The following is a 15,857-nucleotide window of genomic DNA, read 5'->3' on the forward strand; positions in this document are numbered from 1 at the left end:
GGTACGGCAGGCCGTGCGACGAGGCAGCTGACGTAAGGGCCGGGCGCGGGACGCACCCTTCGCGGGTACCGGCAGGCATGCGGATGCTCGCAGGCAGCGGCGCGCCGAGACCGCAGGTCGCAGCGTGGGGGACTGTGCGCTCTTCGTGTTCGTCTTGTGTTTTCGTGGGCTGCCGACGCCGCCGCTCTCGTGTCGTTGCGTGCACGAGAGCCGCGTCGGGTGGCTCAGCGGTGGGCGGCGCGGTTCATCTCGACGACGTCGTCGACGGTGGGGTTGGCCGGGAGGGATGCGAAGCGTTCCGGGAGGCTGTCGCGGATGGCCGCGTCCTTGACGCGGTCGGCCGCGGCCAGGGCCGCCGGCAGTTCGTCGAGGGTCAGTTCGGTGCAGTAGGCGGGGCTGTTCGGCTGCTGGCGCCAGGAGTCGGCCAGTGTGCCGGTGTCGTAGGGGTCGAAGCCGGTGTCGTCCACCAGGCTCATGGCCACCTTGCGCGCGTCCTCGGAGTCGCCGGCGACGGGGATGGCGAGGCGGCCGGGCGTTCCGGCCGGGACGCCCTTGGTCCGCTGGGTTTCGGCCAGCGCGGCGTTCCACGCCTTGACCACGGGGCGGCCGAGCAGCTCGGCGGTGTACACGCTCTCCACCTGGCCGTTGTCCACCGCCTCGATCGGCTCGCTGAGCATGCCGGGGTAGTAGTTCGAGGTGTCGATGACCACCGTCTCGTCGGGCACCGACGCGAACAGGTCCGCCAGCTGGCCCGCCACCCCGAACGGGATCGACAGGACGATGACGTCCCGGCCCCGGACGGCGTCGGCGAGGTCCGCCGCGCGGGCCCCGGCCTCCAGCACCTCCGCCCGGACGGCCTCGGGGCCGCGGGCGTCGGCCACCTGGACGTCGTGACCGGCCGTGCTGAGCTTGGCAGCGAGGTTCCCGCCGATGGCGCCAGCGCCTATGACAGTAATTTTCATGATTTGTTCCTCGGGAGGTTGCGCTGCCCCTGAGGGCAGCGAGATGTGATGGCCGGGTGGTGGTATCACCTGGTGTTGCGTGGGCCGGGGCGGGGTGCGTGACGTTTACGCCTGGGTGTCCCGCTCGCGATAGCCGTTCGCGATGAGCGTGCGAAGCCGGTCGAGCGGCTCCTCCTCGGTGCCGGTGCCCTTGATCCAGGCAACGGAGCAGGCCGCGAGGAACAGGTCGTGCCCCCGCACCGACGCGCGCACGCGCCCCGCGAGCTGCGCGGCTCGCACGTACTGATCGGTGGCGGAGATGAGGATGTCGCAGGGGATGGTGAGCGGGTTGTCCCGCTCCTGCGCCCTGGCCGCGGCCATGAGCGGGTCCGGCAGCCCGCTGAAGGCGCTGAAGTACTCCTCCATCGCCCGCAGCCACTGCTCCAGCGCCTCGGCGGCGTCGACGAGCTGTTCGATGTCCGCCTGGCGGGCCACCAGCTCCTCGGAGCGCGTCTGCAGCACGGCCGCCAGCAGTGCCTCCCGGGTGGGGAAGTGCCGGTACAGGGTGCCGGGTCCGACGCCGGCATCCTTGGCCACCGCCTCCAGGGAGGTGCCGACCCCGTGCTGCAGGAAGTGACGCTGCGCGGTCTCCAGGAGGGCAGCGCGGTTGCGCTGGACGTCCGCGCGGGGCTTGCGTCCCCGCAGTTCACCGGCGCTCATGCACCCTCCTGCCTGCCCTGATCCTGCGTCCGCATCAAAACGGATGCTGCCTCCGTATGTATCCGAGAGTAAAACGGAGGCAGCATCCGGTCAAATCGGAGGACCGGCCACGGAGCCCGGACAGCACAGGGGCCCACCTGTCTGGCCGCAGCGCGCAGGGCAAGAGCCGTGCGGAGCTGGGTGTGTGCGGTGCCGCACTGCCGGTCCCGACGACTTCCGGCGTCCTGGACCGTGACCCGCTTGTTCGGCCCTCCCGCGCCGAGCCCTGACCCCTCGCCCGGCCCAGGACGTCAGGGGGTGAGCTGCTGGTGCCCTATGACGGAGAGCAGTTCGAGTTTGCTGTGGCTCTCCGTGCCGGGGCGAGTGGTCAGCACCACCAGGGTCTGGGCGCGGTTCTCGGTGAACAGGACCTGGGCGTCGACGTCGATGCGGCCGAGTTCGGGATGGAGGATGGTCTTGCAGTCTTCGTAGCTCTGTGCGACCTCCTGAAGTTCCCACATGCGGACGAACTCGGGGCTGTGTTCCTGGAGTTCGGCGAGGATGCGGGCGGCCCGGGGGGTGTCGCTTCCGGCTGTCAGCGCGGCCCGCAGGCGTGCTGCCTGGGCGCGGCCGTGGCGTTCGCGGGTCTCCTCGGGAACCATCAGACGTTCGGCCGGGTCCATGAACCAGCGGTAGTAGCCGCTTCGGGCCAGACCTGTGTGGCGGGTCTGGTCGCCGAGCAGCGCGACGGCCAAGGGGTTCATCGCGAGAGTGTCGACCAGGTCGGTCTGCACCAGGGCCGGGGAGTCGTCCAGGCGGTCCAGGACCCGCATCAGCGGCGGGCTGACATGTTCGGAGCGGTGGAAACGGGCCGGGGCGTTGTGGCCGATGAGCACGAAGAGATGGTCGCGTTCGTCCAGGGACAGCCGCAGGGCCCGGGCGAGAGCCGTGGTGATCTGGAGAGAGGGCTGCGGGGCACGCTGCTGTTCCAGACGGGCGTAGTAGTCGGTGGACATGCCGACGAGCTGCGCGACCTCCTCGCGGCGCAGTCCTTGGGTACGCCTGCGCGGCCCCTCGACCAGCCCGACGTCGCGGGGGCGCAGCGTCTCACGCCGGTGGCGCAGGAAATCCGCCAGTTCCTTCTTGTCCATGCCCCCATCCTCGCCGTATCCCGGCCGGCTATCCAGAGACCGCCGATCCATGGCTGAGCACTCCTCTCCCACCCGCGCGAAGCCGCCCATGAGCGAGGCCGACGCCGAGGGTGCTCGCGGCGGGACGACCCGATGGTTCCTTGGCCTGCATGGCCCGCTGGGGAATTCGCTGACCGTCGGCGGTGCTCCGCCGGCCGCCGGTATGGGAGACGGCCTTCGGTGACGGTCCCCCGTCGACGGCGCCCGACGCTTCGGGAGCGGTCCCGGGCGCGTCGGTCGGCCTGGTCGAGACGACGGTGTGCGCCGTGTCGGCCCAGGCGCTCGGGTGCCCGTTGGCGCCCAGGACGGAGCCGGGCCGCCTCCCGTGCGACGACCGGGGCGACACCCAAGACGCTTACCTACCGTTCCGCGTCCTCGGTGAGACCCTCCCCGAGGCGGTCCACCTCGCGTCCGTCCACGATGTGGCCCCACAGGACCTACCCGCGTGCTGTTGTTCCGCGTCGGTCACTACAGGTCGGTCAGCTGCTGGCGATCATGGCGAGGACGTCGTCGTAGGAGCCGTTGGCCTGCGCGTCGCGGATGAACCTGGCGCCCTCGACAACAATCTCCTTCGCGTCGGGCTTCTCGCGCAGCAGGTCGAGAGCCTGGGTGAGGAAGTCGTCCAGCGGCATGGCGTGCTCGTTGTCCTCCTGGCCCAGCAGGGTCGTGCGCACGCCCGGCGGGGCGACCTCGATCACCTGGACGCCGGCGTCAGCACCGGCGAGCTGGATGCGCAGGCTGTCGGAGAAGGAGTGCAGCGCGGCCTTGGTCGCGCTGTAGGTCGGGGTGCTCGGATACGGCACGAACGCCAGTGCGGAGGTGACGTTCATGACGACCGCGTCGTCCTTGCCCGTGAGCAGGGGCAGGAAGGCGTACGTCATCCGGATCGTGCCGAGCAGATTGGTCGCGACGTGATCCTCGGCGACCGGCAGTTCGGTCGGGTCGAGGAGGTTCTCCCGCAGCATGATGCCCGCGTTGTTGACCAGGACGTTCAGCCCCGGGTGGCTCGCCGCCACGGTCTCACGGGCCCGGGCGATCGAGTCGGGGTCGGCGACATCGAGGACGAGCCCGTCGATGCCCGGGTGCTCGGCCGTGATCTCGTCGAGGAGTTCCTTGCGCCGGCCGGCGACGATCACCTTGTTGCCGGCCTCGTGCAGGCGCAGGGCCAGGCCGAGCCCGATGCCCGAGGTTCCGCCGGTGATCAGGATCGTGTTGCCGGTCATCTTCATGGGGGGTCTCGCTCCTTGGTTACGGCGGGCCGGTGAGCGCCCGCAGTCTCGACCGTAGGGGCGCCCGCGCAGGGGCGGGAGAGGACGGTTTATCCATGGATCGACGGACCCTGGCTGGGTCGTAGAAGACGCCACAGCCGGTCAGCACCTCCAGACCCGGCGCGGCGAGCCGCCGGTAGGAGACCCCGGTGGCCAGGATCGCAGTCGGTGCGGTAACGGCGGATCCGTCGTTGAACCGCAGCATCCACGCGGGCCCACCACCAACCTGTCTCCCTCATCGTGGACGGCCGCGCCGCCGAAGCCGCCCAGCTGATGCGAGGCCATATCACCCACAGCCTCACCGCCACCGCCATCAGCGCCCTCGAAGACCGCGAGGGCATTCGTGTGACGTGACGCGCGGCGACCGGGCGCCGTCGTGAGGGTGAGCAGTGCGGTGATGTACGAGGCCGTCTGCACCGGGCCGGGAATGAGCCACGGGGAGTAGAAGCGGAAGCGCTGGGTGCGTTCCCACAGGGGGAGGACGGACTCCTGGGCCTGCTTCAGGCCGGTGCGCTCCAACCTGCGCCACTCGACATACATCCCCTCGATGCCGCGGGCTGTCGAGATGAGATCCTCGGCCGTGCTCTCCGCACCGCAAGCAGCAGCCCACGCACGCAGGTCGCGCTCCGAGGGCGGACGCGTGCCGCTCTCGAAGCGCGAACACTTCGACTCGTGCCAGCCGAGGCTGCTGGCCAACGCTCGCTTGGTGAGCCCGGCTTCGAGCTGGATTTCGCTCAGGCGTCTACCGAGAGCCCTGCGGGCTTCCTGAACGCTCGAAGATGGCGATGTCATGTCGTTGCGACGGCGCTGTTCGGGCTGTCAGACCGGCTGGAACTCTGCGTGCGGTGTTGCCCGCGCCCATACGGCCTCGAAGGCCGACTCGCAGAGCTTTGCCACCTCAGGGTCTTCCGTGAGTTCCACCTCCATGTTCTCGCCTTCACCGTCGAAGTGGTTGATGAGGACGAGGCTGGAGTCGAAGAGCCAGAAGTCGTTGCCCGGAAGTGCGAGGCCCGTTGCGTTTCGCCGGGAGAGCCAGCGCACGGCTTCGCCGGCGGCGATGTTGAGTCCGTCCGTCACGTCGTACTCGAAGCGGATGTATTCGCTGACGGGAGTCGAGACGACGCGGGCCCGGCGGACCTCGACGCCTCGTGAGGTGGCCTCCGTGACGATGCTGTGCCAGTCGCCCCAGCGCTCGGCCGGGTCGAGCGTGATGCCGGCCTTCCAGTCGATGAAGGCCGGGTCCGACTTCATGTAGGCGTCGCGCATCTCCAGATGGACGGCCGTCCGCTGGCAGTCGCGGAACAGCTCCTCAAACGTCGGGGTCCTCGTCAACCTTCTTCACCTCCAGGAGGAACTGCACCATCCGCCGGGGGATCTCCACCGCCGACTCATGGCCGGGGATGTCCATCTGCCCGAGGCGCTCGATGTCCTCCACCTTCAGCCCCTGCACGAGGTAGCTGTCCTTCTCCTCGTCGAGGTAGATGGTGGGGGAGCCGCCACTGGGACTCTCCGGGTCCTTACCGAGCTGGCGCAGGGCCATGATGTCCTCCTCGGATGCCGGCAACGATCTCTGTGCCAGAGCTTGCCCGCAGCTGTGCCGTGGAGCCAGGAACTTGCCGAAACTTGCCAGGCAGGTGTGGAAGTTGACCTTACGGCGCCCGGTTCAGCGTGACGAAGGGCCAGCTGGCCGCATCACCCCATGGGCGGCCGGATTTGATCGCTACCCGCCCTTCCTCGGAACCGGGAGGAGAAGCGCCGTCCCAGGCCGGGGAACGGCTCAAGCCACCTGCACTCCCGTGTGGGGTTGCGGCGCGGGCAGGTGGCCGGGCTGCGCCGCAGCGACTGCCATCTGCTGCCGGACTCGCGCGCCTTGGGCTGTGACGTGGAGGGCGCGCACGTGCATGTGCGGCGCCGGTCGAACTCGAACCCGGCCTGGTCTCCGGTGACTGCTCAGCTCTCCGATTCACCCTCGGCGAGGGTGCGGTAGACGGTGGCGACCGTGGGTCGCCAGCCCGTGTTCTTGCCCGAGGCGATGACAAGTTCCTGGGCGATCTGCAGTACGGGCACCCCTTGGCGGTCGCCGCGTTCGTTTCGCGTGGTTGGCGTGAACGGCCATACAAGTGATCGGCGCACCCCGAATCGAGCGGAGGTGGCTGGCTTCGCCCCCACGTCCACCAATAGTTGGCTAGCCACACGATTGCTGTTACCTTGATTATGTGGCCAGCCACGCTTTTGGTGGTCGAAGGAAATGGAGTCATCATGAAAGCAATCGTTTTCGACCAGTTCGGCGGCCCGGACGTGCTGCATGAGGCGGACATCGAGGTGCCGCAGCCCGGCCCCGGCCAGGTCCGGGTCCGTGTGAAGGCCGCCGGTCTGAACGCGCTGGACGGCAAGATCCGCTCCGGGATGCTGGAGGCCGTCCGCCCGACGGCCCTCCCCGCCGTCCCCGGTGGCGAGCTCGCCGGCGTGGTCGACGCCCTGGGTGAGGGTGTGAGCGACGTGCAGGTCGGCGATGAGGTCCTGGGCTGGTCGGACACCGGCTCGTACGCCCAGTACGCGCTGGCCACCACCGTGGCCCCCAAGCCCGCCGGCCTCGACTGGCAGCACGCGGTCGCGCTGCCGGTGGCCGGCGAGACGGCCGAGCGGGTCCTGGACCTGCTGGGCGTCGCTCCCGGGGAGACCGTGCTGATGCACGGCGCGTCCGGAGCGGTCGGCACTGTGGCGGTCCAGCTCGCCACGGCCCGCGGAGCACGCGTGATTGCCACCGCGGGCCCCTCCAACCAGGACTACCTCACCTCGCTCGGCGCCACCGCGACCGTGTACGGCGACGGCCTGGTCGAGCGGGTGCAGGCGCTGGCCCCCGACGGCGTGGACGCGGTGTTCGACCTGGCCGGGAAGGGAGCCCTGAAGGACTCCATCGCCCTGCGGGGCGGCCCCGAGCGCATCGTCACCATCGCCGACTTCGGCGCACGACAGCTGGGCATCACCTTCTCCCAGGGCTCCCAGGAACGCTCGACCGCCCGCCTGGCCGCCCTGGCCCAGGACGCCGCGGCCGGCAAGCTCATCACCACCGTCACCGCCTATCCGCTCGACCAGGCGGCCACGGCCCAGCAGGTCAGCGACGCCGGGCACGTGCGGGGCAAGCTCGTCCTGAGCGTCGACTGAGCACGCCCGCCCACCGCCTCCCCACGACCACCCGCTGCGTTTACGGTGACCGGCCGGTCACCGCCCTATCGAAGGACCCCCTCATGCTGGATTCCCTGTGGACGCCGACCACTGTTGGCGGCATATCTCTGCCGCACCGCCTGGTCATGGCCCCCATGACCCGTGACCGCTCCACACCTGAAGGCGTACCGACCGAGCTGAACGCCGAGTACTACGCCCAGCGGGCGTCGCACGCGCTCGTCATCACCGAGGGAACCCAGCCCTCCGCCGACGGCCAGGGCTACCTCCTGACCCCCGGCATCCACAATGACGAGCAGATCGCCGGGTGGCGCAAGGTCACCGACGCCGTGCACGCGGCCGACGGCCGGATCGTCATCCAGCTGATGCACACCGGACGCATCGCCCACCCCGACAACACCCCCCACGGGCGCCGGCCGGTCGCCCCTTCGGCGATCCAGGCGCAGGGCGCGATGTTCACCGCGTCGGGGCCCCAGGAGATGCCGATCCCCCGTGCTCTGTCGACGCAGGAGGTCGCGGCGACCGTCGACGACTTCCGGCGCGCCGCAGCGGCTGCCGTCGCGGCAGGCGCCGACGGCGTGGAGATCCACGGCGCCAACGGCTACCTGGTGCACCAGTTCCTGTCCGACAACACCAATCAGCGCACCGATGGCTACGGCGGCTCGATCGAGGGCCGCATCCGCTTCGCCGTCAAGGTCGCCGCCGCGGTGGCCGACGAGATCGGCGCCGAGCGCACCGGCATCCGTATCTCTCCCGGCAACCCCTTCAACGACATCGCCGAGTCCGACACCGCCGAGCTGTATCCGGCGCTCCTGGACGCCCTGCGCCCCCTGGGCCTGGCATACCTCCACGTGATGCACGCGGGCGACGAGGAGCTGCTGGGCACTGTGCGCGCGCTGTGGCCGACCACGCTGATCCTGAACCGGGGCGGGACCGACCTGCCCGCCCGTGCCAAGGACATCGACAACGGCACGGCCGACCTCGTCTCCGTCGGCGCCCTCGCGCTCGCCAACCCGGACCTGGTCGAGCGGCTCCGCGCCGGCGCGCCGCTGAACACCCCCGACCCGGGGACCTTCTACGGCGGCGGAGTGGCCGGCTACACCGACTACCCCACCCACACCGGCTGAGGAACCGAACCATGCCCACCCCCGAACCCCGCATCCCCACGACGGCCGGCGCAGGACCGATGAGCTACGCGATCTTCCAACTGGCCCGCGCCCACCGCGCCTACGCCGCCGCCCTGCTGCGCGCGATGGACCTGCATCCCGGACAGGAACTGCTGCTGATGCACCTTCTCGACCGGGACGGACAGTCCCAGTCCGAGCTGCTCGAAAGCCTCGGCGTGGACCACTCCACCATTTCCAAGGCGCTCCGCCGCATGCAGGACGCCGGCCTGGTCATCCGCGAGCCGGCAGCACATGACCGGCGCGTCATGGTGGTCCACCTCACCGACAAGGGCCGGGCGATGCGCGAGCCCATCGCGGCCCTGTGGCAGGCCCTGGAGGAGACCACCGCCCGGAATCTGTCGGAGCACCAGGCGGAGTCCTTCGTCGAGACCGCCTACGCCATCACCGAGGCGATCAGCAGCCGCGCGTTGCCCGAGGAAGAGTCCACCTGACTCCCCCGGTGTGCACCCCAGACCCCCGTACGCCACACCGCACATGAAAAAGGGGCACGCGGACTGGGGTGCACACCGCCCCGCATGCGGCACGGCCACCTCCAGCCAGGCCGTATCACCTCCCCTGTACCGGCTGTTCCGGACGCGGCACGTGGCGGCGAGGCGCACGACGGATCTGCCACCACGGTCCGCCTCCCCTAGCCCCGTCCGGCACGCAGGCGCCTATGCCTGCAGCCACCGCCCACCAGCCTGACCGAAAGTGAGACCCCATGCCTGCCACCGACTCAGCCACCCTCCCGGTCCTCGTCGTCGGGGCAACCGGCTCCCTGGGGAGCAAGGTCGTCGACGAACTACTCAAGCGCGGCAAGAAGGTCCGCGCCCTGGTGAGGCCGGCCAGCGACGCCGGCCGGCTCGAAAGCCGGGGCGTTCAGATCGTCCGCGGCGACATGCTCGACGTCGACTCGCTCGTGGCCGCCATGACCGGCGCCGACGCCGTCATCACCACCGCCGCCGGCTACACCCGCGGCGGCAAGAACGCCCACGACATCGACACCCTCGGCAACGCCAACCTCGCTGAGGCCGCCCACCGCACCGGCATCCGGCGGTTCGTCCTGACCAGCATCCTCACCAGCGACCAGACGCCCGATGTACCGCACTTCTGGCACAAGAAGCTCGCCGAGGACAAACTCGAACAGCTCCGCGTCCCGTTCGTCGCCCTGCGCCCGGGGGCCTTCCTCGACCAGGTCGCGACCATGGCGGGCAACCCGCTCGACAAGGGCCGTCTGATCTGGATGTCCAAGGCCACCGTTCCGCTGACCTTCGTCCGCACCTCCGATCTCGCGGCCTACCTGGCGGCCGCGGTCGACGCCGAGGCGGAGGCCGGTGAGCGGATCGACATCGGCTGGGACCGTCCGGTCAGCATGCGTGAGGTGGCCGACGCGATGGGCCACCGGGCCGGAAAGAAGATCAAGGTGTGGGCCGTCCCCTCCGTCGTCGTCCGCGCCGCAGGAGCCGTCGTCGGCCGCTTCAATCCGGTGGTCAAGGACATGGCCGCGATGTTCGGCTGGTTCGACACCGGACGCTACGTCGCCGACCCCCGCCGCCAGGAGCAGCTGTTCGGCCCCGTCCCCACGGCCGAGCACGCCCTCGCCCAGTTCACCGACGAGCTGCGCACCGCACAGCACCGGTGACAGGCCCGCGTCCCGCCCCTCGCCGCCCAGCGCCTGACCAGGACGCCCCGGGCCAATCCGCTAGCCCCGGGAAAGGAAACACTCATGAACGGATCGACCCTGCAGACGTTCGCCGCCGAGTGCGCGCAGGAACTTCCCGGAGCCCAGATGGAGCACCCCTTCGGCCCGGACTGGGAGGTCTTCAAGGTACGCGGCAAGGTGTTCATGCTGATGACCGAAGTCCCCGGGCGCCCCGTCGTGATCCTCAAGGCGGACCCCGGCGAGGCCCAGGCTCTCCGGGAACACAACAGCCACATCACCCCCGGCTACCACATGAACAAGAAGCACTGGATCACGCTGGAGGGCGGGACAGGCGTCGACGAGGAGCTCGTCACGGAACTCGTCACCGACTCCTACCTGCTCGTCGTCTCTCACCTGCCCAAAGCCGAGCAGCCCGTCGACCCGCACACCTACGGCACCGGCACCCGGGCAGGCCGCTGAGCGCGGCCTGGAACCGCCTTCACCGCCCGCAAAGGCGGCCCTCGCTCTCCCCGACGTCAGCCACGGCTACCCCTTCACCCCCGGACTCGACGTGTACAAGGTCGCGGACAAGGTGTTCCGGGTCGTCACCGACGACCCGGACGAACAGATCATCACGGTCAAGTGCGAGCCCAAGCACACGCGGGCACTGGAACGCGGCTCTCCCGAGCGCCGGCCGTACGAGCCCCTGCTGCCCCAACCGGCTGGACGATCGCCGTCTCAACCTCAGATGGCCAGCCAGTTCACTGTCTTGAGCCCTCAGGAATCCGCGAACCTGTCGGCTTCTGTGCGGACCAACACGTAGCCGCAGCACCAGCTGATGCAGTGCTACAGCACATCAACTGCCGCATCGCATACGTTACTTGCTCTGCGACGGCGGATCAGATCGTAGATACTGCGACTCCGCGCGACGTGAGCACAGCTGAAGTGGGGGATCGGGTGGCGTCGTACGACTTACGTCTGCAGCGTTGGGCGGTACGCCTGTGGGCCCGCCACCGGCTCCGGCTCAGGCTGGGCAGCAGAGTGGCTGGGCCGGAACACGGAAAAGGGAACTGGACGCGGCCCTGGAGAAGCTGGATATCCCGCTGGAGGAAGCTTCGAGGGGCCGGGCGTTCCCGGATCATGGCGTCCGAACTGGGCAGCCTGTGCGCTCGGCGTCGTCGGGGGCTGGATTGTCGCGTGGGCATGCTGGCGCGTCTCGCTCGCAATGGTGGAGGCCGGCGTCTCGCGCATTCACTGGCTTTGGGGCATGGCCGTGGCGCACTGGCGATGGATGGGCGAGGACGGGAACGAAGCGGCCTTCAGCCTCGTCGATGGGACGGCTCTGGTCGTGGTCATGTCCGGCGTGGTCCTGGGGCCCGTGTTCTGGGCAATGCGGTGGAGTTCGACCGCCCGCTACCGGCTGGTTCTGGGAGTTATCGATGCAATCGTGGTCGGCGGCAAGGCGCGCGCGGCGCCTCGTGGCCGGGGACGGTCCAGGGCGCTGCGGCAGCTGGATCAGAGGTGTCGACACGTTGAGAAGCGCCTGTTCAAGGTGCACAGCATCGCGGGTTCGGTCCCGCGGCGCTCCTCCAGGCTCCGGCTGATCAAGCGGCATGCCGCGCTGGTCGCCGGGGCCCAGCGTGTGGCGCTGCATCAGGTGGACGTCGACCCAGAGCCCGCACTGGCTGAGTTGGCACGGCTGCAGCTCGTTATCGCCGAGAACCATCTGTACGGTCGACAGCAGCGCTCTTGCCCGCCGAGCTGCTCCAAGATGTCCGGCCCGTGTCGCGCCTGCGGAACACCTGGCACGAGTCGGCTCACTTCGCCACGGCGATCCTCGCGGCCATGGCTGCCGCAGCCGGCGCCGCGCGCTCTGCCATCGATGGGCGTGGGAGAAGACGTGCGTCCGTGGCTGATCCTGGGGGCGGCGGTTCTCGCCGCGACGCTGGTGGCCGGCTGGGGTCGGGTCACCCGCATCCTCGAACTGTTCCCTGCCTGACGCGGAGCCGCTCGGCTCAGCACTTCCGCGTTGACCGTGACCCAACTCCGGCTTTGCGTATGCGACTTCGCGGGCACGCCCGATGGTAGTGGCCCAGGTCACATGAAATGCGTCTCAGGATCCGAGACGCCCTCCGTGATCCCCGCAATGGCGCCCGATGGTCGCAGATAGGGTGCCCCACCTGCACTTAGGGCACGCGGAGGGCACGCCACCCCGGATTGGTCTAGACAACAAACAACCCCCAGGCCGCTGACCTGGGGGCAAATTCTGGAGCGGGTGACGAGAATCGAACTCGCACTCTCAGCTTGGGAAGCTGATGTTCTACCACTAAACTACACCCGCGTGAGACGCCGGTTGAACCGGTGTCGGAACGCCCCGTTACTGTACCGCATGTCGAGCCCCGGGCGCTGAAGCCGTGGGGCTCGAGTGCGTTACGGGAAGGGTGACGGGGCTGCGGCGGGCCGGAGTTGGGGCGTACGGTGGAGGCGTGGAAGAGGGTCTGGGTGGGAGCGGAGTGCCGCCTGGAGAGTCGTTCCTTTCATCCCGTAATGTGCCATTTGGTGTCCGGCGAGCAGTAGTCGGACGCGGCTCTTGGGGAAGGGACTCATGGACTTGATGGAGCGCACCGTCGTCCGATGTGCCGATGGGCACGTGTTCAGTACCGCTTCGTTCCCGATGCAGCAGGCGGAGCGGCTCGGCCCTGGCCGGCTCGTGAGGTGTCCACGGTGTGCCCGGCTCCGCAGTGTGGTGCTGGTGACCTTGGAGAAGCAGTAGGAGTAGCGGTATCGCAGGAGTGGTTGGCGCGCGGGTCCGTCCGATTGTGGTCGGTCCGCGCGTCTTGCGTATCCTCGGGGCGTGCTTCTCTCAGACAAGGACATCCGGGCCGAGATCGACGCCGGGCGGGTCCGGATCGATCCCTACGACGAATCCATGGTGCAGCCGTCCAGTGTCGACGTGCGCCTCGACCGCTACTTCCGGGTGTTCGAGAACCACCGCTACCCCCACATCGACCCGTCCGTCGAACAGGCGGATCTGACGCGGCTGGTGGAGCCGGAGGGCGACGAGCCGTTCATCCTCCACCCCGGCGAGTTCGTGCTCGCCTCGACCTACGAGGTCGTGTCGCTCCCCGACGACCTCGCCTCGCGCCTCGAGGGGAAGTCCTCCCTCGGCCGCCTCGGCCTGGTCACGCACTCCACCGCCGGGTTCATCGACCCCGGGTTCTCCGGCCACGTGACACTGGAGCTCTCCAACCTCGCCACGCTCCCCATCAAGCTCTGGCCGGGCATGAAGATCGGCCAGCTGTGCATGTTCCAGCTCAGCTCGGCGGCCGAGTTCCCCTACGGCAGCGAGCGCTACGGCTCCCGCTACCAGGGCCAGCGCGGCCCGACCGCCTCCCGTTCCTTCCTCAACTTCCACCGGACGCAGGTGTGAGCACGGGGGACAGGGAGAACCTGACCTACGAGGCGTTCGGCGTCGCCGTGCGCGAACTCGCGCAGACCATCGCCGACGACGGCTACGAGCCCGACATCATCCTCAGCATCGCCCGCGGCGGAGTCTTCGTCGCCGGCGGCCTCGCCTACGCCCTCGACTGCAAGAACATCAGCCTCGTGAACGTCGAGTTCTACACGGGCGTAGGCACCACTCTCGACATGCCGGTCATGCTCGCCCCCATCCCCAACGCCATCGACTTCTCCTCCAAGAAGGTCCTGATCACCGACGACGTCGCCGACACCGGCAGGACCCTCAAACTGGTCCGCGACTTCTGCCTCGACGTCGTCGCCGAGGTCCGCAGCGCGGTCGTCTACGAGAAGTCGCAGTCGCTGGTGAAGTGCGAGTACGTGTGGAAGCGCACCGACGAGTGGATCAACTTCCCGTGGTCCGTCGAACCTCCGGTCGTACGCCGTACCGGCCAGGTCCTCGACGCCTGAGCGGCAGCGACAGCAGTTCCTACGACGGCCAAGGGCTCCCGGTTGGCGCCGGGAGCCCTTGGCCGTCGTAGCGGAAAAGCGAAAAGCCTCTAGAAAGTGCCCAGTTTCACGATCGACAGCAGGGCGATCAGCTGGATCGCCGATGCGCCCAGGGCCTTCGGCCAGGGGAGGTCGTGGGAGCGGCTGACCATCATCGTGAGGAGGGCGCCGGCCGCCACCCACGTGGCCCAGCCGAGGGCCTGGACGAAGGTCGCGTCGCCGCCGAAGAACATGGCGAAGACCAGGCGGGGGGCGTCCGTGAGGGACATGATCAGCATGGAGAGGCCGACCGTGGGCTGCCAGGCTCCGTCGCCGCCCAGCTGGCGGGCCAGGGTGTGGGTGACCACGCCCAGGACGAACGAGGAGACGACCATCGCCACGGCCGTGATCAGGACGATCGGGACCGCGTTCGCCAGGGTGGCGCTTATGGCGTCCGCGCGGGCGCCGTCGAAGCCGAAGACCGCGAGCAGGCCGTAGAGGAACGTCACGATCAGGGCGGGGCCCCACATCGTGTAGTCCCGCATCTGGAGGAAGGTCTGCTGGGGGGCGAGGACGATGCCTCTCAGCAGGTCCTTCCAGTGCAGGCGGGGGCCGACCGGGCCCGTGGGCGCCGGGGCCGAGCCCGCGCGGTACGTACCGCCCTGGGTGTACGGGTCCTCACCTACGGAGAAGGCCTGGGTGCTGCCCGGGTTGTTCGCCGCGTACGGGTCCGGGGTGCCCGGGTGGCCGCCCTGTCCGTACCCGCCGCCGTCGCCGAAGTACTCCGGCTCGTCGCCGTAGGCGCCGTTGCCGCCGTTCCCCTGGGACCACTGACGGCCGCCGCCCGCAGGGCTTCCGTACTGCGGTTGCTGCTGCGGGTACGGCTGCGGGGCCGGGGGGTAGCCGTACGGCTGTCCCTGCGGCGCCGGGGGTGCCTGCTGCCCGTACGGAGGTTGTTGAGGGCGCGCTTGCGGGGCCCTGCCGTCCCGGGCGCCGCGTCCGATCCTGAATCCAGCCACGTCATCGAACGTACCTGGTTCCGCGGAGACACGTGCCGGGCCGGAGGTTTCGGGTGGGGCTTTGCTGCCGAGCTGTGACATCCCCTAAGGGACGGACAAGGGGGGTCTTCAGGGGCCGCTGCCGGGAGCGCCCACGGCGTCAGCCGACCAGGGTCGTACCCAGGTACGGCGCGCCGGCGGTGGAGACGGAGAAGCCGCTCGGGCCGTAGGCGGTGGCGCCGGAGGTCGTGATGCCGGTGGCGGCGCCCTTGAGGAAGGTGACCAGGCCGGCCTGGTCGTTCTCGCCGTCCGCACCGACGACGAGGTCCGCCCTGCCGTCGCCCGTCATGTCGGTGAGCAGGACGGACGTACCGAAGAAGTCGTTGTACTCGGCCGCGCCGGGGACGCCGGGGGTGTCCTGGGTGAGGATCACGGGAGCGGTGAGGCCGGTGGCGCTGCCGCAGTGGACGAGGACCGCGCCGTTGACGGTGGTGATGCGGACTCCTCGGGGTAACCGAGGGCCAGGTTGAGGTGACCGTCGCCGTTGTTGTCGCCGAGGGACGGACGGCCGGAGTCGGCGAGGCTTGCCTTGGTGCCGATTCCCGACGTCGTGCCGTACGAGATGACGGCCGCGCCCGGGCTTTCCAGGTCGCCGCCGGTGAGACCGGAGGGGGCGGCGGAGGCCGTCGTGACGGGGAGGGCGCTGAGCAGGCCGGTGGTGAGGGGCGCGGCGAGCAGAAGAGTGCGCTTGCGCAAGGGAGTTGGCTCCGGGGGCGCAGAAGCGCGGATATGGATGTGGGCCGGGACCATGACGATCCGTCATGG

Annotated in this window: 18 protein-coding genes, 1 tRNA gene and 1 pseudogene; 9 read left to right on the forward strand and 11 right to left on the reverse strand. The window is 69.5% G+C overall.

Going from position 1 to position 15,857, the window contains the following annotated elements; all coding sequences use genetic code 11:
- Window positions 1-224: 224 nt before the first annotated feature.
- The 7 genes and pseudogenes from ACFWP5_RS39700 to ACFWP5_RS39730 all read right to left on the reverse strand — a co-directional run bounded on the left by ACFWP5_RS39700 (window position 225) and on the right by ACFWP5_RS39730 (window position 5,638).
- Window positions 225-962, reverse strand: a complete 738-nt coding sequence (locus tag ACFWP5_RS39700) for an NADPH-dependent F420 reductase (protein WP_384168422.1) — start codon at window positions 960-962, stop codon at window positions 225-227.
- 105 nt (window positions 963-1,067) lie between these two features.
- Window positions 1,068-1,661 carry a TetR/AcrR family transcriptional regulator gene (locus ACFWP5_RS39705; RefSeq protein WP_384168425.1) on the reverse strand — a complete coding sequence of 198 codons (594 nt, stop codon included), beginning with the start codon at window positions 1,659-1,661 and terminating at the stop codon, window positions 1,068-1,070.
- Between the two features lie 290 nt (window positions 1,662-1,951).
- On the reverse strand, window positions 1,952-2,791 hold the full coding sequence (locus tag ACFWP5_RS39710) for a helix-turn-helix transcriptional regulator (protein WP_384168428.1): 840 nt from the start codon (window positions 2,789-2,791) through the stop codon (window positions 1,952-1,954).
- A gap of 518 nt (window positions 2,792-3,309) precedes the next feature.
- A complete protein-coding gene (locus ACFWP5_RS39715; protein WP_384168431.1) occupies window positions 3,310-4,059 on the reverse strand; it encodes an SDR family oxidoreductase in 750 nt (249 codons plus the stop codon).
- Between the two features lie 636 nt (window positions 4,060-4,695).
- Window positions 4,696-4,890, reverse strand: a pseudogene (locus tag ACFWP5_RS39720) (helix-turn-helix domain-containing protein); the annotation flags it as partial.
- A 27-nt stretch (window positions 4,891-4,917) separates the two neighbouring features.
- A complete protein-coding gene (locus tag ACFWP5_RS39725) occupies window positions 4,918-5,430 on the reverse strand; it encodes a DUF6879 family protein (protein ID WP_384168434.1) in 513 nt (170 codons plus the stop codon).
- Entirely contained in the window at window positions 5,408-5,638 is a 231-nt protein-coding gene (locus ACFWP5_RS39730; RefSeq protein ID WP_384168437.1) for a hypothetical protein, read from the reverse strand. The genes ACFWP5_RS39725 and ACFWP5_RS39730 overlap by 23 nt, the downstream gene beginning before the upstream one ends.
- A 719-nt stretch (window positions 5,639-6,357) precedes the next feature.
- Between ACFWP5_RS39730 and ACFWP5_RS39735 the strand changes: the two genes are divergently transcribed.
- The 7 genes from ACFWP5_RS39735 (at window position 6,358) to ACFWP5_RS39765 (ending at window position 12,088) form a co-directional block, all read left to right on the forward strand.
- On the forward strand, window positions 6,358-7,263 hold the full coding sequence (locus ACFWP5_RS39735; RefSeq protein WP_384168440.1) for an NADP-dependent oxidoreductase: 906 nt from the start codon (window positions 6,358-6,360) through the stop codon (window positions 7,261-7,263).
- Between the two features lie 83 nt (window positions 7,264-7,346).
- Window positions 7,347-8,408 carry an alkene reductase gene (locus ACFWP5_RS39740; protein WP_384168443.1) on the forward strand — a complete coding sequence of 354 codons (1,062 nt, stop codon included), beginning with the start codon at window positions 7,347-7,349 and terminating at the stop codon, window positions 8,406-8,408.
- Between the two features lie 11 nt (window positions 8,409-8,419).
- Window positions 8,420-8,899, forward strand: a complete 480-nt coding sequence (locus tag ACFWP5_RS39745; protein ID WP_384168446.1) for a MarR family winged helix-turn-helix transcriptional regulator — start codon at window positions 8,420-8,422, stop codon at window positions 8,897-8,899.
- A gap of 269 nt (window positions 8,900-9,168) precedes the next feature.
- Window positions 9,169-10,089 carry an SDR family oxidoreductase gene (locus tag ACFWP5_RS39750; protein WP_384168449.1) on the forward strand — a complete coding sequence of 307 codons (921 nt, stop codon included), beginning with the start codon at window positions 9,169-9,171 and terminating at the stop codon, window positions 10,087-10,089.
- Window positions 10,090-10,173: 84 nt separating this feature from the next.
- The gene (locus ACFWP5_RS39755) at window positions 10,174-10,569 is read left to right on the forward strand and encodes an MmcQ/YjbR family DNA-binding protein (RefSeq protein WP_384168452.1); all 396 of its coding nucleotides are present in this window, start codon (window positions 10,174-10,176) and stop codon (window positions 10,567-10,569) included.
- A gap of 7 nt (window positions 10,570-10,576) precedes the next feature.
- A complete protein-coding gene (locus ACFWP5_RS39760) occupies window positions 10,577-10,912 on the forward strand; it encodes an MmcQ/YjbR family DNA-binding protein (protein WP_384168468.1) in 336 nt (111 codons plus the stop codon).
- A 444-nt stretch (window positions 10,913-11,356) separates the two neighbouring features.
- Window positions 11,357-12,088, forward strand: coding sequence for a hypothetical protein (locus ACFWP5_RS39765; RefSeq protein WP_384168455.1), 732 nt, complete (start codon window positions 11,357-11,359; stop codon window positions 12,086-12,088).
- A 268-nt stretch (window positions 12,089-12,356) separates the two neighbouring features.
- Here ACFWP5_RS39765 and ACFWP5_RS39770 read toward each other — a convergent pair.
- Window positions 12,357-12,430, reverse strand: a tRNA-Gly gene (locus ACFWP5_RS39770).
- A gap of 513 nt (window positions 12,431-12,943) precedes the next feature.
- Between ACFWP5_RS39770 and dcd the strand changes: the two genes are divergently transcribed.
- Window positions 12,944-13,519, forward strand: coding sequence for a dCTP deaminase (gene dcd / locus ACFWP5_RS39775; RefSeq protein WP_280875850.1), 576 nt, complete (start codon window positions 12,944-12,946; stop codon window positions 13,517-13,519).
- Window positions 13,516-14,016 (forward strand): phosphoribosyltransferase, encoded by a 501-nt coding sequence (locus tag ACFWP5_RS39780; protein ID WP_384168457.1) that lies wholly within the window; start codon window positions 13,516-13,518, stop codon window positions 14,014-14,016. Before dcd ends, ACFWP5_RS39780 begins: the two co-directional genes overlap by 4 nt.
- Window positions 14,017-14,105: 89 nt before the next feature.
- On the opposite strand, the gene ACFWP5_RS39785 is transcribed toward ACFWP5_RS39780, so the two are convergent.
- The 3 genes from ACFWP5_RS39785 to ACFWP5_RS39795 are packed head-to-tail and all read right to left on the reverse strand — an operon-like array spanning window position 14,106 to window position 15,788.
- The gene (locus ACFWP5_RS39785; protein WP_384168460.1) at window positions 14,106-15,134 is read right to left on the reverse strand and encodes a Yip1 family protein; all 1,029 of its coding nucleotides are present in this window, start codon (window positions 15,132-15,134) and stop codon (window positions 14,106-14,108) included.
- A gap of 58 nt (window positions 15,135-15,192) precedes the next feature.
- Complete coding sequence (locus tag ACFWP5_RS39790) at window positions 15,193-15,465, reverse strand: FG-GAP repeat protein (protein ID WP_384168463.1); 273 nt, start codon at window positions 15,463-15,465, stop codon at window positions 15,193-15,195.
- The gene (locus tag ACFWP5_RS39795) at window positions 15,462-15,788 is read right to left on the reverse strand and encodes a hypothetical protein (protein WP_384168465.1); all 327 of its coding nucleotides are present in this window, start codon (window positions 15,786-15,788) and stop codon (window positions 15,462-15,464) included. The genes ACFWP5_RS39790 and ACFWP5_RS39795 overlap by 4 nt, the downstream gene beginning before the upstream one ends.
- Between the last annotated feature and the right edge of the window lie 69 nt (window positions 15,789-15,857).

The sequence above is a fragment of the Streptomyces sp. NPDC058469 genome (assembly GCF_042721125.1).
GTDB lineage: Bacteria > Actinomycetota > Actinomycetes > Streptomycetales > Streptomycetaceae > Streptomyces.

Excerpts from the sequence above, each read along its gene's own strand:
- ACFWP5_RS39700 (WP_384168422.1), bottom strand. The coding sequence starts at position 962 with ATGAAAATTACTGTCATAGGCGCTGGCGCCATCGGCGGGAACCTCGCT.
- ACFWP5_RS39705 (WP_384168425.1), bottom strand. The coding sequence starts at position 1,661 with ATGAGCGCCGGTGAACTGCGGGGACGCAAGCCCCGCGCGGACGTCCAG.
- ACFWP5_RS39710 (WP_384168428.1), bottom strand. The coding sequence starts at position 2,791 with ATGGACAAGAAGGAACTGGCGGATTTCCTGCGCCACCGGCGTGAGACG.
- ACFWP5_RS39715 (WP_384168431.1), bottom strand. The coding sequence starts at position 4,059 with ATGAAGATGACCGGCAACACGATCCTGATCACCGGCGGAACCTCGGGC.
- ACFWP5_RS39730 (WP_384168437.1), bottom strand. The coding sequence starts at position 5,638 with ATGGCCCTGCGCCAGCTCGGTAAGGACCCGGAGAGTCCCAGTGGCGGC.
- ACFWP5_RS39735 (WP_384168440.1), top strand. The coding sequence starts at position 6,358 with ATGAAAGCAATCGTTTTCGACCAGTTCGGCGGCCCGGACGTGCTGCAT.
- ACFWP5_RS39740 (WP_384168443.1), top strand. The coding sequence starts at position 7,347 with ATGCTGGATTCCCTGTGGACGCCGACCACTGTTGGCGGCATATCTCTG.
- ACFWP5_RS39745 (WP_384168446.1), top strand. The coding sequence starts at position 8,420 with ATGCCCACCCCCGAACCCCGCATCCCCACGACGGCCGGCGCAGGACCG.
- ACFWP5_RS39750 (WP_384168449.1), top strand. The coding sequence starts at position 9,169 with ATGCCTGCCACCGACTCAGCCACCCTCCCGGTCCTCGTCGTCGGGGCA.
- ACFWP5_RS39755 (WP_384168452.1), top strand. The coding sequence starts at position 10,174 with ATGAACGGATCGACCCTGCAGACGTTCGCCGCCGAGTGCGCGCAGGAA.
- ACFWP5_RS39765 (WP_384168455.1), top strand. The coding sequence starts at position 11,357 with ATGGCCGTGGCGCACTGGCGATGGATGGGCGAGGACGGGAACGAAGCG.
- ACFWP5_RS39785 (WP_384168460.1), bottom strand. The coding sequence starts at position 15,134 with ATGTCACAGCTCGGCAGCAAAGCCCCACCCGAAACCTCCGGCCCGGCA.